The sequence below is a fragment of the Salmonella sp. SAL03688 genome, assembly GCF_046551895.1.
Classification (GTDB): domain Bacteria; phylum Pseudomonadota; class Gammaproteobacteria; order Enterobacterales; family Enterobacteriaceae; genus Salmonella; species Salmonella enterica.
The window spans coordinates 37,563-63,571 of sequence record NZ_JBGDVI010000010.1 but is presented as its reverse complement, the minus strand read 5'-3'; the positions used below and the strand labels follow the sequence as shown (position 1 = coordinate 63,571).

Sequence of the window (26,009 nt, the reverse complement as noted above, 5' to 3'; positions counted from 1 at the left end):
GTACCCTAAATAAAATTCAAAATGAAACTACTTCTTGCATTGATGTTGTTTATGACATTCTTTGCCCATGCCGCAGATCCTGAGCCGGGTAGCCAGTATTTGCAGGCAGCAGAGGCAGGTGACAGACGCGCGCAATATTTTCTGGCCGACAGTTGGTTGAGCTATGGCGATTTGAACAAAGCTGAATACTGGGCGCAAAAAGCCGCCGACAATGGCGACGCCGACGCCTGCGCGCTACTGGCGCAAATCAAAATCACTAATCCTGTAAGCCTGGATTATCCCGACGCGAAAAAGCTGGCTGAAAAGGCGGCTAACGCGGGCAGTAAAGCGGGCGAAATTACGCTGGCGCGGATCCTGGTCAACACCCAGGCCGGGCGTCCGGACTACCCAAAAGCCATCTCGCTGCTGCAAAAGGCCTCTGAAGATCTGGATAACGACTCCGCGGTGGATGCGCAAATGTTGCTTGGCCTGATTTACGCCAACGGCGTGGGCATTGCCGCCGATGATGAAAAAGCCGCCTGGTATTTCAAACGCAGTTCCGCCATTTCCCGTACCGGCTATTCAGAATACTGGGCGGGAATGATGTTTTTAAACGGTGAACCGGGCTTTATTGAAAAGAACAAGCAGAAGGCGTTGCACTGGTTGAATCTAAGCTGTCTGGAAGGGTTTGATACCGGTTGCGAAGAGTTCGAAACGCTAACAAATGGCTGATGTTTATTGTCGGATGAACGTAGTCGTTGTAGGCCTGATAAGCGTAGCGCCATCAGGCAACCTGGAGTAGGTTGCCGGGTGGCAGCGTGAACGCCTTATCCGGCCTACATTCTCTTTCGCTGTAGGCCGGATAAGCAAAGCGCCATCCGGCAATCCGTTATTGGGCGGTCTTATCAAATTTGCCCAGCACGTCGCGCTCGTAGGCCAGCGCTTTTTTGCGGTCAAACTTGTGTTCCCACTTGGCGATCACCAGCACCGCCAGCGCATTCCCCACCACATTTAGCGCAGTACGCGCCATGTCGAGGATACGGTCGACACCAGCGATAAACGCCAGCCCTTCCAGCGGAATGCCCACGCTGCCCAGCGTCGCCAGTAACACCACGAAGGAAACGCCTGGCACGCCGGCAATCCCTTTCGACGTCACCATCAGCGTCAGCACCAGTACAATTTCCTGCCACAACGACAGGTCGATACCGTATAGCTGCGCGATAAAAATGGCGGCGATGCTCTGGTATAACGTGGAGCCGTCGAGGTTAAATGAGTAACCGGTCGGTACCACGAAACTGGTGATAGAGGCTGGTGCGCCGTAAGCTTCCATCTTCTCGATAATGCGCGGCAGCACGCTCTCGGAGCTGGCGGTCGAGTACGCCAGAATCAATTCATCTTTCAGAATGCGAATCAGAATCCAGATACTTAACCCGCACAGGCGCGCCACGATGCCCAGCACTACAAGCGCAAAGAAGATAATGGCAAAGTGTACCAGCAGCACCAGTTTCGCCAGCGGCCACAGCGACGCGAAACCAAAATTCGCCACCGTGACGGCGATCAGCGCAAAAACGCCCACTGGCGCATAGCGCATCACCATATGGGTGACTTTAAACATGGTTTCAGAGATGGAACGAAATACCGTCACCAGCGGTTCGCGGTGCGTTGCCGGCAGGGACGACAACCCCAGCCCAAACAGGACCGAGAAAAAGATAATTGGCAGCATATCCCCTTTGGCCATCGATGCGATGATATTGGTCGGCACCAGCGACAGTATCGTCCCCATCAGCCCATGCGCATGACTTTGTACTTCCGCCGTGGTGTTCTGGTATTTCGAAATATCGACGGTCGCCAGTTGCGACATATCAATGCCTGAGCCTGGCTGAAAGACATTCGCCAGCGTAATGCCGAGGATAATCGCCACCGTGGTGATCAGTTCAAAATAGAGAATGGTTTTGGCGCCGATACGGCCTAGCTGTTTCGCATCGCCAACGCCGGCGATGCCGACAATCAGAGTCGAGATCACGATCGGCACGACGATCATTTTAATCAGATGGATAAAGATATCGCCAGCAGGCGACAGCAGGTTGGCAATCAGCCATTCACGACTGTCACTGTGATAATGCAGATAGCTGCCCAACAGAATGCCCAGCACCATAGCCAGCAAAATTTGCCAGGCCAGGCTGACTTTCAAATTTTTCATAACAACAGACTTCCTCGATGAAGCGTTGCTCTCCGCCGAAAGCATGAGAGCAATACATACTGAAAGGGTATGATTTGTGTTGCGTTGGTTTGTAGAGTTTTTTAACGCGCATAATCAGTATCATTTGCATAGCGTCTTGCGCAACCCTTTCATAACAGGGCTTTTGGCTGTTTTTATGCATAATAACGCGAGTTTATGGCGTTAATGATGAATAACTATTTGTTATGGAAAGTTTTTTACTTCGTCAAAAACGAATAATACACTGAGGTAATTAATTTTTACCTGTGGCTCATTCGCCGTTTTTTTAAACAGCACACATGACAAAAGTCACAAAAAAGAAAAAATTATTTCTGCCGATTTTGTAACAATTTAGCCAAATTAATGGCCTCTACCAGCTGCGCGCGGTTCACTCGCGGCGAGTTGGCATCCAGTAAGGTTTGCCACAGCGACACGGCTTGCGCATAATCCGCCTGCATAAACGCATCCGCCGCCAGCAGCATCTGCGCGGTCACTTCTGTCGCATCCAGCGCTAACGCTTTATTAATCATTTCACGCGTCGCAGGCGTCATATGTTGCCCGGCCTGGTAATACAGCACCGTTGCCAGCGCGGCGAAAAGCTGCGCGTTATCGCCTCGCAGACGCAACGCCTGACGATATGCCAGCAGCGCATTGTCATACGCATTGCGATAGAGATAATACTCGCCCAGCCGCGCCCATTGCTCGCTATCCTGCGGATTGGCGCGGATTTTTTCTTGCAGCCTGGAAAGCTGCGCCTCTGGCGTTTGCGGGTTCGTAAAGTCACGTAGCGGATCGGCCAGACGCTGTTGCTCGCTACGCACAGCCTGCCATTTCGGCGTCATCAGATAGCCGCCGACACAGGCAGCCACCATCAACACCGCCGCAGCCGCCAGACGCTTTACGGGCATGGGACGTAACGGCGCAGTGGAGTGTTCAGACTGGCTCATTGTTCCCCCTTTTCTGCGTGCTGACGCTTTCTCACCCGCCAGACTACCACGCCCACCAGCAATAACAGCAGGCACGGCAGCGCCCACAACAGCAGCGTTTGCTCATTTAACGGCGGGTTGTAGCGCACGAAATCACCATAACGGTCGGTCATCCAGGCGGTGATTTCCGCTTCGCTTTTACCTTCGGCCACCATGCTGTAAACCTGATGGCGCATACTGACCGCCACGGGCGCATTGGATTCCAGCAAATTCTGGTTCTGACACTGCGGACAGCGCAGTTGACCGGCAATAGACAGCGCTTTTTCCTGCTGTTGTGGATTGTCAAAGCGCCAGGTATCCACCACCTGGGCGTGGGTGGTAAAAGGCAGAAAAATCAGAAAAGCCACAAGTAACATCATCTTGCCGGATGGCGGCGTGAACGCCTTATCCGGCCTACCATGCTTTTCACTCGTAGGCCTGATAAGCGCAGCGCCATCAGGCAATAACTCAGGATGCTTCCTCCCCCGCCATCCGCTCAGCAGCGCGCCAAACACCATCAACAATCCCCCTCCCCAGATCCAGCGCACGCCAGTCTGCACGTATAAGCGCATGGCGTAACGGTCCGCTCCGGTTTTTTCGCCCATCACTGCGTACCAGTCATGTAGCAGGTTCCAGTGAATCCCCGGCTCCATCATCTGTTGACGACGCGCGGCATAGAAGCGCCTTTCAGGCTGCAGGCTGCCAATGCGTTTTTCATTCCGCCACAACGTGATCAGCGCTTTTTCACTGGTGTAGTTGCCTTTGGCTTCCAGATCCAGACGCTCGAAACGAAAGGTATAGCCCGCCAGTACTACCTGCTGACTGGGGCTGAGGTTAAGACTGATTTCATGCCGACTGCCGCTGGAAACCATGATCCCGGCGGCGAAGATAAATACGCCCGTATGCGCCAGCAACGCCGGAAGCTGACAACGCACAGAGACTTTGCGGCTTCTGATTGTCGCCAGCACGATAACTACCAGCATCAGCAGGCCAAACGGCAGCGTGACGCGATTAAAATAGGGCGCGCCCACCGAAAGCCTTCCCCAGCCCATCAAACCATAAATCATGGGGTAGAGCGTCCCGACCAGCACGATCAACAAGACGGCGCTAAAGAGTAGCAGCGTCGTCAGAATGAGCGTTTCGCACTTTCCGCCGCCCAAACGCGTCGCCGGATACGGCTCCCGCGCCCGCCAGCCGTACAGAGCAAGCGATGCCAGACTTAACGCAGCAAAAAGGGTAAACAGCGGCACCGCGCGCACGTTATCCAGCGCAAAGGCATGTACCGAAACAAGAATGCCGGAACGCACAATCAGCGTTCCCAGCAACGAGAGGATCAGCGTCAGTATCGCCAGCAGCAACGACCAGTGACGGAAGCTCCCTCGCTGGCGGCTGACATACAGACTGTGCAGCAAGGCGCTGGCGGCAAGCCACGGCAACAACGAGGCATTTTCCACCGGGTCCCAGAACCACCAGCCGCCCCAGCCCAGTTCGCAATACGCCCACCACGATCCGAGAATGATCCCCAGCGTCAGAGCGCACCAGCCGGGTAACGCCCAGCGCCAGCAAACCCAGGCGGTTGCCGCGTTAAAGCCGCCGCACAGTAGCGAAGCCAGCGCTACGCTCGCCGCGGTCATCAGGCCGCCATAACCCAGATAGAGCAGCGGCGGATGTAAGATCAGCCCCAGATGTTGCAGCATAGGATTAAGGTCGCGCCCTTCCATGGCGGGAGGGAAAATACGCAGGAACGGATCGGACCACAGCACAATAAATAGCAGCAGCGAGGCCATAATGAGGGACAAGATGCTCAGGGTCAGCGGAAAAAGCGCGTCAGATTCATGCCGGGAGCGCCAGGCGAATAGCGCCGTCCACCCCGAAAGAAGCAGCGCCCACAGCAGGAGCGAGCCTTCATGACCGCCCCATACCGCCGCCAGTTGCAGTCCCCATGACAACTGACTATGGCTATGCTGCGCAACATAAACGACCGAAAAATCGCTGGTCAGAAAACAGCTAACCAGAATCGCAAACGCCAGTAGCAGCAGCGTGAACGCCGTCCACGCGCCGCAGGTCGTCAGGCGCATGACGCCGCGCCAGTGCAGCCCCATCCCGCACCACGTCGCCAGCGGGGTCAACACGTTGACCCCGAGACTCAACAACAGCGCCAGAAATCCGGCTTCAGGAAGGAAGATGTCCAGATTATGCAACCGTTAGCTGTCCCGCATAAAGAATGAAAAAGCGCAGCAGCAGCACGCCGGTCAAACTGGCGCCGCAAACGGCCAGCACGCCGTGAAACGTGACGCTACGGTTTGCCCAGGGCTTCAGCAGCAGCGGGATAATCAATCCCAGCCCTACGACCCCAAGCCAGAACCACCAGCTCCAGAATCCGCCGCCCAGCGCCGCCGCCAGCGCGCGCATTTTGCCGTCATCGCCCAGCGCCAGCCCGATAAAAAAGGCCGCCAGCAGGAAGATCTCCAGCCATACCACTGGGGTTTCCATGCGATGTACAAAGCGCGCCTCGGTGCTGTGCGGGTTGCTACGATGGCGTAACGCCATAGCGATCAGCGCCACCGCCGCGCCGGAGGAGATGCCGGAGAACAGGAACAGCGCCGGCAGGATCGGGTTATTCAGGAACGGATAGGATTTCAGCGCCGACAGCAGAAAGCCGGTGTACGCTCCGAGCAGAACCGCCAGTACCAGCATTAACGTCTCCAGCGCGCGATGAAACGGCGTTATTAGCGCCAACACTTTCTGCACGATCCCTAACCGCGGCAGCCAACGCTGTTGCAGGGCAATCACCTCTTTTTCAAAGATTTTCGCCAGCCACAGCACCAGCACTACCATGTACAACTGGAACAGCATGACCCCCATCGACATCACCGAGGTAAAGCTGTAGTGGAACATCAGCTTCCAGAAGGTCCACGGGCGCGTCAGGTGGAAGACCAGAATCAGCAGACCGAAGATAATCGCCCCCGGCCCTAACACCAGCGTAGTGCGCAGCAGCGTGCTGTCCGAACCGCCCGCCTCCGGATGGAAGCGACGCAGCAGAATCGCCAACGTGACCAGTCCGGCTGAGATGCCAATCAGAAACAGATAGATGGCGATGGGCCAGTCCCACACCAGTGATGCAAAATGAAATGCAGAAGCGGGGGTCATTGGCTCACCTCCCCATAGTTAAAGGGAACGCGATAGACCTTCGGTTTTGTGCCCAGCGCCAGCTTGTAACGATAGGTGGTTTTTTGCCGCAACAAACGGGAGATATCGCTGTTGGGATCGTCCAGATTACCAAACGTCAGCGCCTTCGTCGGACATGACTCAACGCAGGCGGGCTGTTTGCCCGCTTTCAGGTTGGTTTTCCGGCAGAAATCGCACTTATCCGCCGTCTTACTGACCGGATGGATAAAGCGCACGCGGTAGGGACACGCGGCAATGCAGTACTGACAGCCAACGCAAAGGTCCGGGTTCACGTCGACAATACCGCTGGCGGCATCGCGGAATGATGCGCCGGTCGGGCAGACGTCAACGCAGGGGGCATGGTCGCAATGCTGGCACGAGTGGCGGAAGAAGCGATATTTCACATCAGGAAACGTCCCCTGCGGCTCGCTGCGAATAATCGTCAGGCGCGATACGCCTTCCGGCACGGTGTTGACTTCCCGACAGGCATCCATGCAGGCCGTGCAGCCGATGCATAATGACTCATCGTGTACCATGCCATAACGCACGCCGTTAATATTCAACGTGTTCGCTACAACGCGTCCTGCCATCCCACTGACCGCCGCCAGCGCGCCGACGCGGGTAATAAATTGACGTCGGGTGCAACTCATGGCTGCTCCTTAAGCAACGGAACGGACGCCGGATTAAAGTGCGGGTTAGTACGCTGATCGCTGTGGCAATCCACGCATATTTTGATCCGACCTTTCTCGCTTAGCGTCTGCATCGTGTCTTGCTGCGGATGCAGGGAATGGCAACTGGCGCAGGTCACTTTAGTAACATGAACATCGTGCGGCCAGAACGCTTTTTGCAGTTGTTCAGGCAGGTGGCAGGACATACAGACGCTGTTCTGCTGCTCTACCGTATACATCGGGTCGTTAAAACGCATCACATCTTTCACCCCTTCACGGTGGTGAAGCGACGGTTGACCGTGGCAGTTGGTACAGGTTATCGGCAATTTATTGTTCGGGTTGATAGCGCCCGTATGTTTACCGTGCATACCTTCGGTGTCCGGCTTGTGACAGTCCAGACAGGCAGCATCCGGATTACGCTGCTGGGTGACCGTCCAGCGTTGATCAGACTCCTGCGGCGTTGGCGTGGCAGTAATTCCACTCAGGCTCCAGAACAGGCCTGACGCCAGCACCCCAGCAGTTAATAACGAACGTAATACGCTCATATTCACTCCATTACATAATGCCTGATGGCGCGCAGCTTTAAGGCCTACAAGACTTCTGTAGGCCGGATAAAGCGCTTGCGCTGTCATCCGGCAAATTTGTCACATGTGAGGTTATTGGCTTAACAGACCGTTTTTACGCGCCTGATCTTCCCACTGCGGAATCACCGTTTTGATGAAGTCCTGCTTCTCCGCGTTGATTTGTTGCATATTCAAACCAATCGCTTTCTGCGCCTTCTCTTTCGTCGAAATATCCGGCAGCGGAATTTCATGGGTAATGCCTTTGGTCGCCAGCAGTCGCGCCAGTTTAGTACGGGCATCCGCGGCTTTATCCATCGCACTGCCTAACATCCGTAGACCTTCTTCCGGGGCATGCATATGAATACCGTGTGACGCAATCGCCAGATCCCAACGCCACTGCGCGTGGCGAATATCGTTCAGAATCGGTTTCATTTCCGCGTCTGTCGCCCCCGCATCCCATGCGGCTTTCGCTTCGAAGTGCGCACGAACCAGCTGATCTTCAACCTTGATTTTCAGGTCATGAATCGCCTGTTTACGCTCGGCGACCACCTTTTGCAGGGACGCTTTGTCCTGGGTGTGGCAGTTGGCGCAGGTTTGCGCGAAATTGTCGAACGGGTTGCCGATTTTATGGTCGGTGTAGAGCTTGCCTTCGGCGTTCTGTACTTTCGGCATGTGGCAGTCGATACAGGTCACGTTGTTCTTACCGTGAATGCCCGCGCTCCAGGTTTCATATTCCGGGTGCTGCGCTTTGAGCATTGGGGTTTTCGACAGCGAGTTTGTCCAGTCAGAGAAGGCGATGGCGTCGTAGTATTGCTCCATATTTTCGACCTTCATGCCCTCATCCCACGGGAACTTAACGGCTTTGTTTTTACCGTCAAAGTAGTACTCCACGTGGCACTGGCCGCAGACCATCGATTGCTGATCAAAGCGACCGGCTTTCTCAAACGGTTTGCCGATAGCCTCCATCGCCCGTTCGGCATAGGGGCGCGACAACGTTAATGCTGGCTTCCCCTGGGCGAAATCGTCCGACGCGGTGTTATGACAGTCGGCACAGCCCAAATCGTTGACAATTTCCGGGCCGCCGCGCGCCCATTTGCCATGGAAGTAGCCGTCTTCGCCTTCTTGTTGGATAAGGCGCGCGACATCGGGGCTTTTACAACTCCAGCAGGCCATCGGCAGCGGGCCGTCTTCCGCCGTTTTTGGCGCGCCAGTACGCAGTGTTTCGCGCACGTCAGTTACCGCATACGCGTGGCCGCGTGGTTTGTTGTAATCACGGGAGAAGGGATAGCCCGCCCACAGGATCACCAGACGAGGGTCTTCCGCCAGCGCATCTTCACGGGCAGACTGTTCTGACGTCGCTTTCCATGACTGATATTGGTCGGGGTGTTGAGGCGCGAACGTTTCATTTTTCGCTTCAACAGTAACGGTTTTTGCGGATACAGGCGTTTGCTCAGCGTAAACAGAGGTAATGAAGAAAAAAGGAAATATAAGGCTGAAGAAACGGCGTGCGCGTAGTGTTTTCCTTGCCATAGAGGTCTCATCCAGATTGCGCCATTATTTTTAACGGCGATTTTTTATCGTTTTCCATAACAGCAACCGCACAAATACTGTTATTACATTGCTCTCCTCTATGTGTAACAAATAACCACACTTAAAATGTTGTCTTTAATCAATTGTAAGTGTATGTAAAATACCACTTTAGAGTTAGTAACCTGGACAAAACTCCCTCTCTTTTCTGATTTCCGGACACGGATCACTTTTTTAAAAAATTTCATATAACGTCATGTTATCCCGAAAATTTATCTAATTTTGCGGGACACAATCAAAAAATAGATTGCTGCTTATTTGCACAGTTCCCTTTTTGCGTGATCTGTCGCCCAAATACTAAACAAAACTTATTAAGACCCTACATTTAACGTTTATGCGACATATTATTAACATCTTACAAGGAGAACAACAGCATGAGCCAAACACATAAACACGCCATTCCCGCCAACATTGCGGATCGTTGCCTGATAAATCCAGAGCAGTATGAGACTAAATATAAACAGTCTATTAACGACCCCGATACGTTTTGGGGCGAACAGGGAAAAATTCTCGATTGGATCACGCCGTACCAAAAAGTGAAAAACACCTCCTTTGCGCCAGGCAATGTGTCGATTAAATGGTACGAGGACGGCACGCTGAATCTGGCGGCGAACTGTCTTGACCGCCATTTGCAGGAAAATGGCGATCGCACCGCCATTATCTGGGAAGGCGATGACGCGTCGCAGAGTAAACATATCTCTTATCGCGAACTGCATCGCGATGTCTGCCGTTTCGCGAATACGCTGCTGGATCTGGGCATTAAAAAAGGCGATGTGGTAGCGATTTATATGCCGATGGTGCCGGAAGCGGCGGTGGCAATGTTGGCCTGCGCCCGCATCGGCGCGGTGCATTCGGTGATCTTCGGGGGCTTCTCGCCGGAAGCCGTCGCCGGACGCATTATCGACTCCAGCTCGCGGCTGGTGATCACCGCTGACGAAGGTGTACGTGCCGGACGCAGTATCCCGCTGAAAAAGAATGTCGATGACGCGCTGAAAAACCCGAATGTCACTAGCGTTGAGCATGTGATCGTCCTGAAGCGCACCGGCAGCGACATTGACTGGCAAGAAGGCCGCGACCTGTGGTGGCGCGATTTGATTGAAAAAGCCAGCCCTGAGCACCAGCCTGAAGCGATGAATGCCGAAGATCCGCTGTTTATCCTTTATACCTCCGGCTCCACCGGCAAGCCGAAAGGCGTGCTGCACACCACCGGCGGCTATCTGGTCTACGCCGCGACCACCTTTAAGTATGTCTTTGATTATCACCCTGGCGATATTTACTGGTGTACCGCCGATGTGGGTTGGGTGACGGGGCACAGCTATCTGTTGTATGGCCCGCTGGCCTGCGGCGCGACCACCTTAATGTTTGAAGGCGTGCCGAATTGGCCAACGCCCGCTCGCATGTGCCAGGTGGTCGACAAACACCAGGTCAACATTCTCTATACCGCCCCGACGGCCATCCGCGCGCTGATGGCGGAAGGCGATAAAGCCATTGAAGGCACCGACCGTTCTTCACTGCGCATTCTGGGTTCCGTCGGCGAGCCGATCAATCCCGAAGCGTGGGAATGGTACTGGAAGAAGATCGGCAATGAAAAATGTCCGGTCGTCGACACCTGGTGGCAGACTGAAACAGGCGGTTTTATGATCACGCCGCTACCGGGCGCTATCGAACTGAAAGCCGGTTCCGCCACCCGTCCTTTCTTTGGCGTACAGCCTGCGCTGGTGGATAACGAAGGCCATCCGCAAGAAGGCGCGACGGAAGGCAATCTGGTCATCACCGATTCCTGGCCGGGCCAGGCGCGCACTCTGTTCGGCGATCATGAACGTTTTGAGCAGACCTATTTCTCTACCTTTAAGAATATGTATTTCAGCGGCGACGGCGCTCGTCGCGATGAAGACGGCTATTACTGGATCACCGGTCGCGTGGATGACGTGTTAAACGTCTCCGGCCACCGTCTGGGTACGGCGGAAATCGAGTCAGCGCTGGTGGCGCATCCGAAGATCGCCGAAGCGGCGGTGGTGGGTATTCCACACGCTATCAAAGGCCAGGCGATTTACGCTTATGTGACGCTCAACCACGGCGAGGAACCGTCGCCAGAACTGTACGCGGAGGTGCGCAACTGGGTACGTAAAGAGATTGGCCCGCTGGCGACGCCGGACGTGCTGCACTGGACCGACTCACTGCCAAAAACCCGTTCCGGCAAAATTATGCGCCGTATTTTGCGCAAAATCGCGGCGGGCGATACCAGCAATCTGGGCGATACTTCGACTCTCGCCGATCCTGGCGTGGTGGAGAAACTGCTCGAAGAGAAGCAGGCCATCGCGATGCCGTCATAACCATAAATGCCGGATGGCAACGCGAAGCGTTTTATCCGGCCTACGACCCTACCCCTGCCCTCTCTCAAACCGGGAGAGGGAAATATAAAAAAACCTCCCCCAAAGGATTTCGTGTTACAGGAAGGCGGCAAGCGAGCACACCCTCAGCAGCATAGTTCACTATGTGGCTGGGGCGCGCGAGTGCGGCCAACGCGCCTGTAGCGCGAAAGACGCAGGGGGACCTCTGGAGAGCTCTGTGATGAATGACCAAATTTATCAGCGGATAGAAGACAGTGCGCGTTTCAGGGAATTAGTTGAAAAACGGCAACGGTTTGCCACGATTCTGTCGGTTATCATGCTGGCGGTTTATATCAGCTTTATTTTACTGATCGCCTTCGCGCCTGGCTGGCTGGGCACGCCTCTACATGCGGGAACCAGCGTCACCCGAGGAATTCCCATTGGCGTCGGGGTGATTGTGATTTCTTTTGTGTTGACCGGAATTTATATCTGGCGGGCGAACGGCGAATTCGATCGTCTTAATAACGCCGTACTGCATGAGGTGAAAGCATTATGAAGAGAGTTCTGACGGCGCTCGCCGCCGCACTCCCCTTCGCCGCTCATGCGGCGGATGCCATTAGCGGCGCGGTTGAACGCCAGCCCACCAACTGGCAGGCGATTATCATGTTTTTGATTTTCGTCGTGTTTACGCTCGGTATTACCTACTGGGCCTCTAAACGCGTACGTTCCCGTAGCGACTACTACACCGCAGGCGGCAATATCACCGGGTTCCAGAACGGCCTGGCGATTGCCGGCGACTATATGTCCGCCGCGTCATTTCTCGGCATTTCCGCGCTGGTGTTTACCTCCGGTTATGACGGGCTGATCTATTCGCTGGGCTTCCTTGTCGGCTGGCCAATCATCCTGTTTTTGATTGCCGAGCGCCTGCGTAATCTGGGACGTTATACTTTTGCTGACGTTGCCTCTTATCGCCTGAAACAGGGGCCAATCCGTATTCTTTCGGCCTGTGGCTCCCTGGTAGTGGTGGCGCTTTATCTCATCGCCCAAATGGTCGGCGCCGGTAAACTGATTGAACTGCTGTTCGGCCTCAACTATCACATCGCCGTGGTGCTGGTCGGCGTGCTGATGATGATGTACGTGCTGTTCGGCGGGATGCTGGCGACAACGTGGGTGCAAATTATCAAAGCCGTCCTGTTGCTGTTTGGCGCCAGTTTTATGGCCTTTATGGTGATGAAACACGTCGGCTTTAGCTTCAATAATCTGTTTACCGAAGCCATGGCGGTACACCCGAAAGGCACAGCGATTATGAGCCCAGGAGGGTTGGTACAAGATCCGATTTCGGCGTTGTCGTTGGGTCTGGGACTGATGTTCGGCACCGCCGGCTTGCCGCATATTCTGATGCGTTTCTTTACGGTCAGCGATGCCCGCGAAGCGCGCAAGAGCGTGTTCTATGCCACCGGTTTTATGGGCTATTTCTACATTCTGACCTTTATTATCGGCTTCGGCGCTATCATGCTGGTGGGGGCGAATCCAGCCTATAAAGATGCCGCGGGCGCGCTGATTGGCGGCAATAACATGGCGGCGGTGCATCTGGCCAACGCGGTAGGCGGCAACCTGTTCCTCGGCTTTATTTCGGCAGTGGCGTTTGCCACCATTCTGGCGGTGGTCGCAGGTCTGACGCTGGCGGGCGCATCGGCGGTGTCGCATGACTTGTACGCCAACGTGTTCCGCAAAGGCGCAACCGAACGTGAAGAGCTGAAGGTGTCGAAAATCACCGTCCTGGTGCTGGGCGTGATCGCCATTATCCTCGGCGTCCTGTTTGAAAATCAGAACATCGCCTTTATGGTGGGCCTGGCATTTGCTATCGCCGCGAGCTGCAACTTCCCCATCATTCTGCTTTCCATGTACTGGTCAAAACTGACCACGCGCGGCGCTATGCTGGGCGGCTGGTTAGGTTTACTGACAGCGGTGGTGCTGATGATTCTTGGCCCTACCATTTGGGTGCAGATCCTCGGCCACGAAAAAGCGATCTTCCCGTATGAGTATCCGGCGCTGTTCTCTATCAGCGTGGCGTTCCTGGGGATCTGGTTTTTCTCGGCCACCGATAACTCGGCAGAAGGCAACCGTGAACGTGAGCAGTTCCGCGCTCAGTTTATCCGCTCCCAAACGGGATTCGGCGTACAACAAGGGCGTGCGCATTAATCTTACCGTTTCCTCCGGCCCCGTGGGTCGGAGGAAAATCAGAACATCACCCTCGCCACCAGCGGGGCTGCCAGCACCATCACCACGCCGGACAGCATCATTACCAGACTGGCGACGACGCCCTCCTGCTGACCAAGTTCATAGGAACGCGCCGTGCCCGCCCCATGTGACGCCGCGCCGAATCCTGCCCCTTTTGCCATGCCTTCCCGGATAGAGAGACGCAAAAATAGCGCGTCGCCGACCGCCATGCCAAACACGCCAGTGACGACCACGAACAGCGCCACCAGATCCGGCTGCCCGCCCAGGGGTTCTGCCGCCGCCAGCGCAAACGGCGTAGTAACGGAACGTACCGCCAGACTACGCTGAATCTCATCCGATAACGTGAACAGACGCGCCAGCCAAACGGAACTGGTGACTGCCACCACCGTCGCCGTCACTACGCCCGCGGTGAGCGACATCCAGTGACGTTTGATAATCGCGAGGTTATCGTACACCGGCACCGCAAAGGCAATAGTCGCCGGGCCGAGCAGCCACAATAGCCAGTGCGATTCACCAATGTAGTTTTGCCAGGAGATATGACCGAACACCAGCATTAACACCAGCAGTGCCGGCGTCAGCACTAATGGCATCAACGGCAGTTTGCGAAAACGGCGATACAGACGCTTATTGGCGAAGTAAATCCCCAGCGTAATCACCAGGCACAGTACGCTTAACTGAACGTTATTCACGGTTTAGCCTGCTCATCTCATAGCGATACACTTTATCCACCACCCACGCCGTCGCGCCGAGTACCATTAAGGTACTGATCGCTATCACCGAGAAGATGCGCCAGCCGTCCACCAGTAACAGATGGGCATAGTTCACTACCGCCACGACGGCGGGAACAAAGAATAACAGCATCTCCGCCAGCAGCCAGCGTGCGCCTGCGCGTACCCAGCTAAGCGGAATAATCCGGCAAACGATCAGCGCCAACATAAGCACCATGCCGACCAGATTCGCGGGCAACGGCAGGTGCAGCCAGGAGACAAGATATTGGGAAAAAATGAATAAACCTGCATAGAGCAGTACCTGAACCGGTACCTGGAGTCGTTGCACAACGGCAGGCGTAACGCGGCTTATCGCCACAGCCATGAGGGAATGTCCTGAAAAATAATACGGAGCGCCAGTATAGAGAACCTCCGTCACGGGCAGAAATGAATTAAAATCATTGCAGGCATAGTCGGAAGGAATAATCATGGATATCAGAACGCTGCGTTATTTTGTCGAGGTGGTGCGCCAGCAAAGTTTCACCCGCGCAGCGGAGAAGTTATTTGTCACCCAGCCCACCATTAGCAAGATGCTGAAAAATCTTGAAGATGAGCTTAACTGTACGCTACTGATCCGCGACGGACGTAAGTTATTGCTGACCGATACCGGACGCGTGGTGTTTGAACGCGGTCTGGCGATCCTCGCTGAGTTTCGCCAGTTAGAGGCTGAGTTGAGCGATATTAACCATCTCAATAAGGGCGTGCTGCGGCTGGGTATTCCCCCGATGGTCGGCATGTTGATGGCCGGGCCAATCAGTTTGTTTCGACAACGCTACCCTGGCGTTGAACTCAAAATTTCGGAGTTTGGCGGCCTGACGGTACAGCAGGCGGTAATGAATGGCGAGCTGGATGTTGCGATGACCGCGCTCCCGGTGGAAGAAGCAAGCGGGCTGACGACGTTATCGCTGTTCAGTCATCCGCTGTGCGTGCTGGTTCCCCGTTCCGGTCAGTGGACAAGCTGCGACTCCATCGCGCCTGAAGCTCTGGCGGAGCATCCTCTTCTTATCTATAACGAAGACTTTGCCCTGAGCCGCCAGTTGATGACCTTATTTAGCCAGCATGACGTAAAACCACGGATTGCCGTGCGCAGCGGGCAATGGGATTTTCTCGCCGCCATGGTGCAAGCGGGCGTCGGTATCGCCATTTTGCCGGAGCCGATTTGTCAGCGTCTGGATAAGGCCACGCTGCGCTGGCTACCGCTGGAAAGCGATCTCCGCTGGCAGTTGGGCATGATTTGGCGCGAGGGCGTGTATCTGTCGCACAGCGCCCGGGCATGGTTAACCTGTTGCGAAGGGTTTTGGCTGAAACAACCGTAAGCCATGGGTTAAAACCCTTGCCGGATGGCGGCGCAAGCACCTTATCCGGCCTACTTGTAGGCCCGGTAAGCATGGCGCCACCGGGCCACAAGGACTACTGATTTTCTATCAGTAGCGCTTCCATCAAATCCAGGTCGTGCAGCAGCTTTTGCAATGTTTCATTGCTGATTTCTCGCGTGGCGCGCAGATGATACAACTCGGCGCGTTCGGAACGCAGCGCCGCCAGACGGAAACGTCGCTCCAGGTTTTCTTCCTGTATGGAGCTTTCGACATCGTTTCGCCCATCGGCACGGCGACGCAAGTTACCAATGACACGCGAGCTTACTTCAGTAAGCAACTGATTATCGATGTTTTCTTCGGTATCCGCCGCCAGACGCTCTTCCATTTTCTGAATGGCGACAATCGCCACTTCCGCCGTCGCCGCGCGGGCGATACGCTCCTCTTTCAACTGTTGCGCATGATCGGCGACTTCCAGATGTTGCAACAGCAGCGGCAGCATGATCACGCCGACAAATAACGAGAACAGAATGACGCCAGCCGCCAGGAATACCAGTTCATAACGCGCCGGAAATCCGCTGCCATCCGGCAAAAGTAACGGTATAGAGAGCACACCAGCCAGGGTGATCGCCCCACGAACGCCAGCGAAGGAGGCAATCAGAATTTCACGCGACGTCCAGCTGGCGAACTCCATCGGTTTCTTCTTCAAAAAGCGCAGGCTGAACTTTTTCATGGTCCACAGCCAGCCGAAGCGAACCAGCATCAATGCCGCATAAATCAGCACGATATCGGTAAAGAGCATCCAGGTTTCGACATTCGGGTCAGCTTCCGCCGCCGCCAGCGAAGATTCCAGAATACCCGGCAATTGCAGTCCCAACAGCAGAAAGACCATACCGTTAAAGACAAATTCCAGCATCGCCCAGGTACTGTTCGCACGCAAACGCATTGCCAGCGGCGCGCGGCGCATTACGCCAGAACGGGTGATGGTCATCCCGGCGGCAACCGCGGCCAGGATGCCTGAGACGCCAATATGCTCGGCAATCAGGTAAGACGCGAAGGGCAGCAGAAACAGCAGGACAATTTGCGTCGCGGGCTCATCGCCGCCCCAGCGGCTCAAAAAACGCAGCGAGCGGCCATACAGCCAACTGACCACAAAACCCGCCAGAATACCGCCGATAGCGACCTTAAAAAATTCCAGCGTCGCGCCGCCGACGGTAAAGACCATCGTCCCCATCGCCACCGCGACGGCGAATTTCAGCGATACCAGACCGGAGGCGTCGTTCATTAACGCCTCTCCCTGCAGAATGCCCATGATTTTTTTCGGGATGCGCCCCTCGCCCACAATTCCGGAGAGCGCTACCGCATCGGTCGGCGACAGCACGGCGGCCAGTGCAAAGGCGGGGATCAGCGGAATGCCGGGCACCAGCCAATAAATCAGGAAGCCGATTCCAACGACCGTTACCAGGACCAGCGCCAGCGCCAGCCCGAAAATCTCTCGTCCATGCTCAAGAAATTCACGGGTCGGCGTCTTCCAGCCATCCGCAAACAGCAGCGGCGGAATAAACAGCACCAGGAAGAGTTCCGGGTCGAATTCCACATGCAAACCAAACGTCGGCCACGCCAACAGCGCGCCAATGGCGATCTGCATAAGGGGTAAAGGAAGCTGGAAGGGTAATACACGCGTAAATACCCCCGACAGCGAGACCACAAGGGTCATGATGAGTATTGTGAAGAAAATTTCCATGCGTTCCCTGTTTGCGATGTTTTTTATGATGGAGAAAGGCATCATGCCTCGGTTTCACCTTCTTCAGATTAACGCAAAAGGTAACGTGATGTGTCCTGAAAATGAAAACGGGCGGCCAACGCCGCCCGTTTTTCAGAATGAAGGCAGAACTAGATAGCCCAACCGCCGGCATAAAAAGCGACCAGCGCGACCGCAATGACGACAGTTCCGATATTCAGCTTACGCCATTCGCCGGAAACCAGACGCCCGACGACCAGCGTGGCAAAGCCGATCATAATCCCGGTGACGATGTTACAGGTCAGTACAATAAATACGGCCGTTACCAGCCCCGCCATCGCATCGACGAAATCAGCAAAATCGATTTTCGCCACGTTACTCAGCATCAGCAGACCGACATACATGAGCGCCGGGGCGGTTGCGTAGACGGGAACGAGATAAGAGAGCGGCGAAAGAAACAGGATCAGCAAAAACAGCACGCCCACGGTAATCGCCGTCAGGCCCGTTTTACCGCCCGCCGCCGTACCGGCCGCAGACTCGATATACACCGCGGCTGGCGCCGCCCCGACCAGGCCGGAGAAAACGCTACTCAGGGAGTCGGTGGTTAGCGCTTTGCCGCCATCGATAATTTGTCCGTCTTTGTCCAGCAGATTAGCCTGCCCTGCGACCGCACGGATCGTGCCGGTCGCATCAAACACCGCCGTCATCACCAGCGCCAGTACGCTTGGCAGAACGACAGGGTTTAACGCGCCCATAATATCCAGGCTGCCGATCAGCGAGTTGCCGTTTTCATCGCTCAACGAAGGCATGGCGAAAATGCCGGAAAAATGGACGTTAGGATCGAAGAGCAAACCCACAATAGAAATGCCAATAATGGTCAACAGAATGCCGCCGGGGACTTTCAGCTTTTCCAGACCGAGAATAACAGCCAGCCCTACAAGCGACATAATCACCGGGAAGGTGTCGAAATCGCCCAGCGCGACCGGCAGGCCATCCAGCGGGTTTTTAATGACCAGGCCGACGCCGTTGGCGGCAATCAGCAACAAAAACAGGCCAATACCGATACCGGTTCCGTGGGCCACGCCCTGCGGCAAGTTACGCAAAATCCAGCTACGAATGCCGGTGGCGGAGATAATGGTAAACAGTACGCCCATCAGGAATACGGCGCCAAGCGCGACCGGGACGCTAATATGCTGCCCCAGGACCAGGCTAAACGCGGTAAACGCCGTCAACGAGATAGCACAACCGATAGCCAGCGGCAGATTCGCCCATAGCCCCATAACAATAGAGCCGACGCCTGCGACCAGGCAGGTCGCTACAAAGACGGCGGCAGGCGGGAACCCGGCTTTACCCAGCATCCCTGGCACCACGATGACGGAGTAAACCATCGCGAGAAACGTGGTTAAGCCAGCAACGACTTCCTGGCGAACGGTGCTCCCGCGTTGTGAAATTTTAAACCAGGCGTCGAGTGAACCGCCGGTACGCGCTGAAGGCGTAGACATAGAAAACATCCCCTGAGAATTTATTATTCGTCGGTATACGTGGGAGGTAATCCACTAACAGCGCAACGTTATCTCCTTGTGCTACATTTACGACAACTGGGGCGCCGCAAAAAAGCAAACGTTTAGCTCCACGTATACAAAACGGGTGGCAAAAAAAAGCAAACGATTATCCAGCGATCATCAACGCTTTTTCAACTGAACTTTGCCGCTTTTTATGCTTTTCTGCTTAGTATGCTCAATAAATCGCCAGACGATGCGCAAACGTTATCGTCCCTGCGCAATCCAGCAACAATTTTTCGCATCGCTGTTAGCAAATACGTTGCGCAATCTGCTCACAAAAACACCGTTATCCGCCGGGAATGGTAAACGGACCGCCCTGCTGAATCGCTCGCTGCCAGGCTGGACGCATTTCTACCCGCGCTTTCCATGCGTTGATATGGTCGAGATGAGCGATCCCGCCTCGGGCAAGCAGCGCAAATAGCGGGAAGCTCATCTGGATATCCGCCATACTTAACTGCTCTCCGGCAAACCAGGGGTGATTTGCCAGATGCCCGTCAATAAAGCGCGCATGGGTTTCCAGTTGCGGATTAAGGTACGCTTTTTGCGCGCCCTTACCGATCACGCCGCCCAACGTTCGCAGGCCCAATGGTACCGGCGGTTTACCCAAAGAGGTAAAGAGCAGTCTCATCAATAGCAAGGGCATGAGCGAACCTTCAGCGTAATGTAGCCAGAATCGATAGTGTTGTTTCCCCTGCGCATCCGCAGGTTTAAAGCGTCCGATACTGTCGTAAGTGTCCTGCAAATATTCCAGGATGGCGCCCGATTCCGCAATAACCATACCGTGATCTTCGATAACCGGAGACTTGCCCAGCGGATGCACTTTTTTCAATGCCGGCGGCGCCAGCATGGTCTTTTCACGCTGGTAACGCACAATCTGGTAAGGCAACGCCAGCTCTTCCAGCGCCCAGAGGATGCGCTGCGAACGAGACTGATTTAAATGGTGCACCGTCAGCATGGCTGTCTCCTGTAAGGTATGCCAACTAACTATAGAAAATTATGGCAGTTGCCGTAAAAATTTCGGCTAAAAAATCAGCATTTCGCTGGCGAACAGGGCGTCGTCGCTTACACTTACAGTATCAACACAAACCGGAACCTCCACCACGTGCTCGATATGAGGGGTGTTGACGTCGGGGGAAACCCTCCTGTAATCAGCGGGATAGAGCGAAAGACAAAGACCGGAAACAAACTAAAGCGCCCTTAGCGGCGCTTTAGTTTTAGGTGAGCTCAGCCCGATGGCCGAGTGCATGTTAATCATCTTCAAGCAGCCGGGCACCCGTCCCGTGTTCGCCAAGCCTGTCGCCTGGATTTCGCAGCGGACAGTCGCTACGCGATAAACAGCCGCAGCCGATACAACCGTCCAGCTCATCGCGCAACGCCACCAGCGTATGAATACGTCGGTCTAACTCTTCGCGCCACTGCGAGGAGAGCTGCTTCCACTCTTTCGCGCTTAACGTATGTCCTTCCGGCAAGATACCAAACGCGTCGCCGATAGTTGCCAGCGGGATGCCGATACGCTGGGCGATCTTGATAATCGCGACATAACGCAACACGTCACGCTTGTATCGCCGTTGGTTACCGCTATTACGGATACTGGTAATTAGCCCTTTGCTTTCATAGAAGTGCAGGGCGGACACAGCAACACCGCTACGTTTCGCAACTTCCCCCGGCGTCAGTAAGGCTTTTAAACGGGGAGATTTTTTTTCCATAAATCGCTTTACCTCAAGTTAACTTGAGGAATTATACTCGCCCGCAGACAAAACGACGAATCGAATACTGTTTAAGAGGCAACAATATGTCGCATCAGCAGATAATTCAGACCCTTATCGAATGGATTGATGAACATATCGACCAACCGCTAAACATTGATGTGGTGGCAAAAAAATCGGGCTACTCCAAGTGGTATTTGCAGCGGATGTTTCGTACGGTAACGCATCAAACATTAGGCGAGTATATTCGCCAGCGCCGTCTCCTGTTGGCGGCCGTTGAGCTACGAACGACCGAGCGCCCGATTTTTGATATCGCGATGGACCTGGGCTATGTATCGCAGCAAACCTTCTCGCGTGTATTCCGCCGCGAGTTCGATCGCACTCCCAGCGATTACCGTCACCGCCTGTAGGGCGTCTGCCCGCGTATCGTCAGAGGCGCGGGCGTTTGTTGTAGCCAGGAGATGAATTCCTGCGGTGGTAACGCCTTCGCAAAGTGCCATCCCTGACAATACTGAACGCCGCGTTTTAGCAACCAGCTAACCTGTTCAGCCGTTTCAACCCCCTCCGCAATGATTTTTAGCCGCAAACTTTGCGCCATTTCAATAATATGTTCCACAATCAAATGGCTGGCGCTATTAGTGGTTAGCGTGTCGACAAAAGATTTATCAATTTTTAAAAGGTCGACATTTAATGAGTACAGGTTATGCAAGTTCGAATAGCCGGTACCAAAGTCATCAATTGCCACCTCGTATCCCGCCTGGCGAAACGCCTGAATAATCGGCGTCATTTTAGGCACATCAATAAATCCGCGCTCAGTCACTTCAACCTTTATCTGTTGCGCAAGCACTGAATGCTGACGCGTTTTTTCATGAATCATCACAATTAGCCGGGAAGAGAGAAAATCGGCGGCAGAGAGATTGATAGAGACATAAAGATGTGGGTGCGCCGCCAGAAAACCACCTAAATCATTAAATACCTCTTCGACGACATAATCGGTGATCTGCTCAATCATCCCCTCTTTTTCCGCTAGCGGAATAAATTCGCACGGGCTCATCACCGGACCGTGATAGCCCGGCCAACGCAATAGCGCTTCGGCACCTACACATGTCCCGTTTCGGATATCAATGATCGGCTGATAATGAAGGCAAAGCTGGTGCCTGGTAATGGCCCGTTGCAGCAATCGACGCGGTGAGTAATATGCCTGCCGGGATCGTGACCACATAAATAAGACGATAATGCTACAGATGATCCCTAACGGTAGCGTTAACGTAAGCTGATGAAAGAGGTTCTGGTAAAAGCGTTGCTTTGAGGTTGACACAATCGCGGCAACCGGTCGTTTTGCTGATTTAACCAGAGTATAGAAACGCTCACCCTGTTGGAACACAGGTTCACTCCGTCGTACCAAAGGTAATAGCTGATCAGCCTGCGCCTGTTCACTCAGGGAGAAAAAGGTGTTGGTCACCGTATCATACATTCCCCAGGCCAACGCCGGATCGTCTGACATCACCTCGCTATAAGATAAGGGATTGATAACCGCGACATAGTTTCCCCGCTGCATATATGTCATTTTATAACCGTTGAAAAAAGGCGTATCACGATAGTAATAAATAGCGATGTCAGGCTTTCGTTTATAGTCAGCGCGGGGAATAAAATAAGGACTTGTTGGCGTCATAACCGTAGAGCATAGAAAACGCTGGCCCTTAGCATAAATCAACTCATTAATGTACAAACGACCGCGGATAATATTCAGCATTCGCTGTTGATGGGCTGGCGTACAGGCTTGCCCCTGATATTGTTCAGCGGCATCGCGGGCTAAATCTGCTTGCAGGATAACCCGCTCCGTTTTATCTAATACCAACTGCGCAAATGAATGTAACTGATTTCTGGTTTCAGAGACTGCCCGGATATGAGCAAACCAGATCGCCAGCAATACAGGAAGTAATACCACAATGATCGTTCCGAGAAATCTCAACACCTTGCGTCGTGTGCTTTGACTCATTTTCAGCCTATTTCCCTGCATTATTTGTGACTATTGTTGGCAAAATAAGACGTGAACCAAATGGAGGTTTACGGTGCATGAATTTATCAATATTAGCAACAGACTTTTACCGTTCAACATTTATCATTAATAACCACGCGCAATCTCTCTCGCATACCTGGCAGGACGCTAAATATTTTTGATAATATCAGATTTATACCTAAGTAAACGATGGGGTATACATCTTTACTCCTTTCTTTTGATAAATAACTTGATATTTTTATCAGGTCTGAATTTCACGAAAAAAAATAAAAGAGTAGTAATAATACATCTTTGCTTTCCGGCAGTTTCTCTACGGACGCGCAGAAGTCACACAAAAAATAAGGTTATAAAACGCACAAAAAATACATTGCCGATCTGGCGAATAAGCCTGTTTTTGTGATATAGTTCACAAAAACAATGAAACAGAAACAATGTTTCATTCGATGTTGATGTGATGTCCGTTGATAGCCAGAATGTCCCACGTTTCCCGGGAACAACGCCGTGCTGTCCTAGACAAAGGTCTATTCAGAGGAAATGTTTCATGGCTGCCATAACCACTGGTGTCGTTCTTCTCCGCTGGCAACTGCTGAGCGCCGTGCTCATGTTTTTAGCCAGCACGCTCAATATCCGTTTCCGTAAATCAGATTATATTGGTCTGGCGGTGATCAGTAGCGGTCTGGGCGTGGTATCCGCCTGCTGGTTTGCCACCGGTTTACTCGGTATTACCATGATGGATCTCGCTGCGATCTGGCATAACATTGAAGCCGTAATGGTCGAAACGATGAGCCAGACCCCACCAGAATGGCCGATGGTGCTGACCTGATACGCCATCGCTGCCGCTGAAGTCGCCCACCGGTTATCTCAACGCGGAATCGCGCGCCAGGGGTAGCCTTGCGAACCATCACGTCCCTCGCATTGCCGTTGATGAGGGCCGCCAGGTGTGGTTATCCAAAAATGGCAAGTGGAATAGCCCTAACAGAATCGAGCTAAACTTATTGAAGACATTGCCGACTCGTTAAATGACAAAAAAGACCCGTTTGTGCAACGGGTCTTTTTTATTAAGCAGTACCACCTGATAACAGCGACAAGCGCTGCTTATTTTACATTAATAATTTATCCGGAGAACAATCACGGATTATTTTTCCACCTTTCATTACCAGAACCCGGTCAAAATACTTTATCAGATATCGACGATGCGTCACCATGATCAACGTTTTCCCATGAATAAACTCATCTAAGTTATCAAAAATTTGCTTCTCGGTATTCTCATCCAGATTTGATGTTGGTTCATCCCATAAAAAGACGCTGGCGTTACTGCTCAGACTACGTGCTAATAATAACTGCTGCTGCTGTCCGGATGACAGGTTTTTAGCCATAAAATTCACCGGAAACTTCAGCCCCATAGGATGTTGCAAGATAAAACCACAGTTCGCCAGATGAAGCGCCTTGAGTACCCGGCCCCTGTCATTTTGCGGTTTTAACGCGAAATTACTTTCAATGGTTCCGGTGAATAAAACATCATGTGTCGTCACCACACTTAAATGCTGAGAAAAAAAGTTCTGCGATAAATGTCCTAAGTTATATCCATCATATAAGATGGCGCCGTCTGTTGGCGAAAGGTAGCCAGATAGCATTCCCAGTAATGAGCTTTTTCCTGCTCCACATTCGCCTACCACCGCGACACGTTGCCCCGCAGGTATGTCTATAGACAGTCGGTTAATAATCATCGGAGATTGAGCATCATACTGATAACTCACGCCCCGGATAGAGATATCGCCATTGCACTTTGATATGGACTGTAATGCCGGTGTTTTTTCTGCCTGATCTTCATCAAAAAAAGAAAGCAGATCTTTACCGGTTTTTTCTGCTGATAAAATAGAGATTAATGTAGAAGAAAAATTCGAAATGATCCCGGAGATACGGCCAGAGACAATGACAGATGAAACAATTGCGCCAGTGGTAACATCACCCTTAATTACCATAAAAAAGGCTATTACCATAATAGTTATTTGGGTAATAGATGACATACTACCCAATATAGATTGATAGATAAGATTTAATTTCCTTATCTTCAGGTTAAGATACGACTGTTCATTTGATGTATTAACCCAATCAAAAAGTAAACCTTGATTATTTAAGGTATGGATCATTTTAATAGATAAGAAAACTTCTGAGATGAAAATATTCCTGTTCTTCTGTCCTTCTTTTTGTTTGTTCATTAACTCATTAGTATAATGGTGGTTAACGATGGAAATAATAATAGAGACGATAAACATGGTAACAGGTACAATAACAACCAGACCTAAATTTACATATATAACAATGAGAAATATAATAAATATTGGAATATCGGCTATACGTTGAAAGATCGAGTTTAATAAAACGGGTTTAATTTTCTGAAACTCATTCCATAGCACAAATGCTGATGACATGGATCTGCCATTTTTCTTTTTACTATAAAGGACCGCTTCAAGAAATGCGATATCAATATCGACGTCATCCTGCCTTGCTGTGATAGACTGATAAATATCTTTCGAAGTACGAAGAATAAACTCAAAAACAATAAATACAGCAACAATTATAGCCACGCCAAATAAAGATGAAATCGAAGCACTTGGAACAAGCTTATCATAGAATAGATTACTAAATACTGGGATAGTTAACGCAAAAATTGCCATAAAAAGAGATGAAAAGAAGTATTTAGTATAAAAAATCTTGTTCATCGATAAAGAGTTTTTTATGATGTTTTTTACTCTTATACTATCAACAACTTTATTTAAAGGTAGTATACTAAATGCAGATAACTCTTTTAAATATTCATCTTCAATTTCAACATAACAGAGTTCACCGCGCGCGTTTACCAACTTTATTTTTTGCCCGCCGCTCACACACACCATCCACTTCATTTCTGGCGTTAATAGTAAAATCGGCATAGGCTCATTTAGTAAATCCTCACCATTATTAAATAATATATCCTGTAGAGAAAGCCCTAACGACAAAAAGAAATTCTTCATTTGTATAGAGTCGTCAGTGTTATTTCTGTCGTACTTTTTAAATCTTAAATTTATATCATCCTCTTTGATGTCAATTTTTATGTTGAATTTTTTAGACACTATAGATAATGCCGTTTCCGCACTTAAATAATAAGGTTCTAGTTTTTTATCCATAAGTAAACCCCCTC

22 protein-coding genes are annotated in these 26,009 nt (G+C 52.4%); 7 read left to right on the top strand and 15 right to left on the bottom strand.

Annotation, left to right across the window (positions count from 1 at the left end; genetic code table 11):
* Positions 1 to 21 precede the first annotated feature (21 nt).
* Positions 22 to 711, top strand: a complete 690-nt coding sequence (yjcO, locus tag ACLJR2_RS12190; RefSeq protein ID WP_000771449.1) for a Sel1 family TPR-like repeat protein YjcO — start codon at positions 22 to 24, stop codon at positions 709 to 711.
* 157 nt (positions 712 to 868) lie between these two features.
* Here yjcO and gltP read toward each other — a convergent pair whose 3' ends face one another.
* The 7 genes from gltP to nrfA all read right to left on the bottom strand — a co-directional run bounded on the left by gltP (position 869) and on the right by nrfA (position 9,091).
* Entirely contained in the window at positions 869 to 2,179 is a 1,311-nt protein-coding gene (gltP, locus tag ACLJR2_RS12185) for a glutamate/aspartate:proton symporter GltP (protein WP_000793278.1), read from the bottom strand.
* Between the two features lie 344 nt (positions 2,180 to 2,523).
* A complete protein-coding gene (nrfG, locus tag ACLJR2_RS12180; RefSeq protein ID WP_000083236.1) occupies positions 2,524 to 3,144 on the bottom strand; it encodes a heme lyase NrfEFG subunit NrfG in 621 nt (206 codons plus the stop codon).
* Positions 3,141 to 5,363 carry a heme lyase NrfEFG subunit NrfEF gene (nrfEF, locus tag ACLJR2_RS12175; protein ID WP_000551702.1) on the bottom strand — a complete coding sequence of 741 codons (2,223 nt, stop codon included), beginning with the start codon at positions 5,361 to 5,363 and terminating at the stop codon, positions 3,141 to 3,143. Before nrfEF ends, nrfG begins: the two co-directional genes overlap by 4 nt.
* Positions 5,356 to 6,312, bottom strand: a complete 957-nt coding sequence (nrfD, locus tag ACLJR2_RS12170; protein WP_000186600.1) for a cytochrome c nitrite reductase subunit NrfD — start codon at positions 6,310 to 6,312, stop codon at positions 5,356 to 5,358. The genes nrfEF and nrfD overlap by 8 nt, the downstream gene beginning before the upstream one ends.
* Positions 6,309 to 6,980 (bottom strand): cytochrome c nitrite reductase Fe-S protein, encoded by a 672-nt coding sequence (nrfC, locus tag ACLJR2_RS12165; protein ID WP_001278030.1) that lies wholly within the window; start codon positions 6,978 to 6,980, stop codon positions 6,309 to 6,311. Before nrfC ends, nrfD begins: the two co-directional genes overlap by 4 nt.
* Positions 6,977 to 7,543, bottom strand: coding sequence for a cytochrome c nitrite reductase pentaheme subunit (nrfB, locus tag ACLJR2_RS12160; protein ID WP_000115065.1), 567 nt, complete (start codon positions 7,541 to 7,543; stop codon positions 6,977 to 6,979). Before nrfB ends, nrfC begins: the two co-directional genes overlap by 4 nt.
* Positions 7,544 to 7,654: 111 nt before the next feature.
* Positions 7,655 to 9,091: an ammonia-forming nitrite reductase cytochrome c552 subunit gene (gene nrfA / locus ACLJR2_RS12155; RefSeq protein ID WP_000101787.1), complete on the bottom strand. Its 1,437-nt coding sequence runs from the start codon at positions 9,089 to 9,091 to the stop codon at positions 7,655 to 7,657.
* 431 nt (positions 9,092 to 9,522) lie between these two features.
* Between nrfA and acs the strand changes: the two genes are divergently transcribed.
* The 3 genes from acs (at position 9,523) to actP (ending at position 13,680) form a co-directional block, all read left to right on the top strand.
* Positions 9,523 to 11,481 (top strand): acetate--CoA ligase, encoded by a 1,959-nt coding sequence (gene acs / locus ACLJR2_RS12150; protein WP_000083878.1) that lies wholly within the window; start codon positions 9,523 to 9,525, stop codon positions 11,479 to 11,481.
* Positions 11,482 to 11,719: 238 nt separating this feature from the next.
* The gene (locus ACLJR2_RS12145; RefSeq protein WP_000999620.1) at positions 11,720 to 12,034 is read left to right on the top strand and encodes a DUF485 domain-containing protein; all 315 of its coding nucleotides are present in this window, start codon (positions 11,720 to 11,722) and stop codon (positions 12,032 to 12,034) included.
* Positions 12,031 to 13,680, top strand: coding sequence for a cation/acetate symporter ActP (gene actP, locus ACLJR2_RS12140; RefSeq protein WP_000832536.1), 1,650 nt, complete (start codon positions 12,031 to 12,033; stop codon positions 13,678 to 13,680). The genes ACLJR2_RS12145 and actP overlap by 4 nt, the downstream gene beginning before the upstream one ends.
* 38 nt (positions 13,681 to 13,718) lie before the next feature.
* Here the strand turns inward: actP and ACLJR2_RS12135 are convergent, their stop codons facing one another.
* Positions 13,719 to 14,408, bottom strand: coding sequence for an LrgB family protein (locus ACLJR2_RS12135; RefSeq protein ID WP_001067096.1), 690 nt, complete (start codon positions 14,406 to 14,408; stop codon positions 13,719 to 13,721).
* A complete protein-coding gene (locus ACLJR2_RS12130; protein WP_000257347.1) occupies positions 14,401 to 14,811 on the bottom strand; it encodes a CidA/LrgA family protein in 411 nt (136 codons plus the stop codon). The genes ACLJR2_RS12135 and ACLJR2_RS12130 overlap by 8 nt, the downstream gene beginning before the upstream one ends.
* Positions 14,812 to 14,914: 103 nt before the next feature.
* On the opposite strand from ACLJR2_RS12130, the gene ACLJR2_RS12125 reads away from it, so the two are divergent.
* Positions 14,915 to 15,802: a LysR family transcriptional regulator gene (locus ACLJR2_RS12125; protein WP_000354959.1), complete on the top strand. Its 888-nt coding sequence runs from the start codon at positions 14,915 to 14,917 to the stop codon at positions 15,800 to 15,802.
* 94 nt (positions 15,803 to 15,896) lie between these two features.
* Here ACLJR2_RS12125 and ACLJR2_RS12120 read toward each other — a convergent pair whose 3' ends face one another.
* The 4 genes from ACLJR2_RS12120 to soxR form a co-directional block, all read right to left on the bottom strand.
* Positions 15,897 to 17,543: a Na+/H+ antiporter gene (locus tag ACLJR2_RS12120; protein ID WP_000402189.1), complete on the bottom strand. Its 1,647-nt coding sequence runs from the start codon at positions 17,541 to 17,543 to the stop codon at positions 15,897 to 15,899.
* Positions 17,544 to 17,692: 149 nt separating this feature from the next.
* Positions 17,693 to 19,042: a guanine/hypoxanthine transporter GhxP gene (gene ghxP / locus ACLJR2_RS12115; protein ID WP_000106901.1), complete on the bottom strand. Its 1,350-nt coding sequence runs from the start codon at positions 19,040 to 19,042 to the stop codon at positions 17,693 to 17,695.
* 346 nt (positions 19,043 to 19,388) lie between these two features.
* On the bottom strand, positions 19,389 to 20,057 hold the full coding sequence (locus ACLJR2_RS12110; protein ID WP_000958575.1) for a glutathione S-transferase family protein: 669 nt from the start codon (positions 20,055 to 20,057) through the stop codon (positions 19,389 to 19,391).
* A 292-nt stretch (positions 20,058 to 20,349) separates the two neighbouring features.
* Positions 20,350 to 20,808 (bottom strand): redox-sensitive transcriptional activator SoxR, encoded by a 459-nt coding sequence (gene soxR / locus ACLJR2_RS12105; protein ID WP_000412686.1) that lies wholly within the window; start codon positions 20,806 to 20,808, stop codon positions 20,350 to 20,352.
* Between the two features lie 86 nt (positions 20,809 to 20,894).
* Here soxR and soxS point away from each other — a divergent pair, with 86 nt between their 5' ends.
* Complete coding sequence (gene soxS, locus ACLJR2_RS12100; RefSeq protein ID WP_000019483.1) at positions 20,895 to 21,218, top strand: superoxide response transcriptional regulator SoxS; 324 nt, start codon at positions 20,895 to 20,897, stop codon at positions 21,216 to 21,218.
* Here the strand turns inward: soxS and ACLJR2_RS12095 are convergent.
* A complete protein-coding gene (locus ACLJR2_RS12095; protein ID WP_000083652.1) occupies positions 21,206 to 22,807 on the bottom strand; it encodes an EAL domain-containing protein in 1,602 nt (533 codons plus the stop codon). The two genes, soxS and ACLJR2_RS12095, sit on opposite strands and share 13 nt — an antisense overlap.
* Before the next feature lie 562 nt (positions 22,808 to 23,369).
* Here ACLJR2_RS12095 and ACLJR2_RS12090 point away from each other — a divergent pair.
* A complete protein-coding gene (locus ACLJR2_RS12090) occupies positions 23,370 to 23,651 on the top strand; it encodes a YjcB family protein (protein WP_000719058.1) in 282 nt (93 codons plus the stop codon).
* Positions 23,652 to 23,928: 277 nt separating this feature from the next.
* Here the strand turns inward: ACLJR2_RS12090 and siiF are convergent, their stop codons facing one another.
* Positions 23,929 to 25,995: an SPI-4 type I secretion system protein SiiF gene (siiF, locus tag ACLJR2_RS12085; RefSeq protein WP_000358564.1), complete on the bottom strand. Its 2,067-nt coding sequence runs from the start codon at positions 25,993 to 25,995 to the stop codon at positions 23,929 to 23,931.
* Positions 25,996 to 26,009 lie beyond the last annotated feature (14 nt).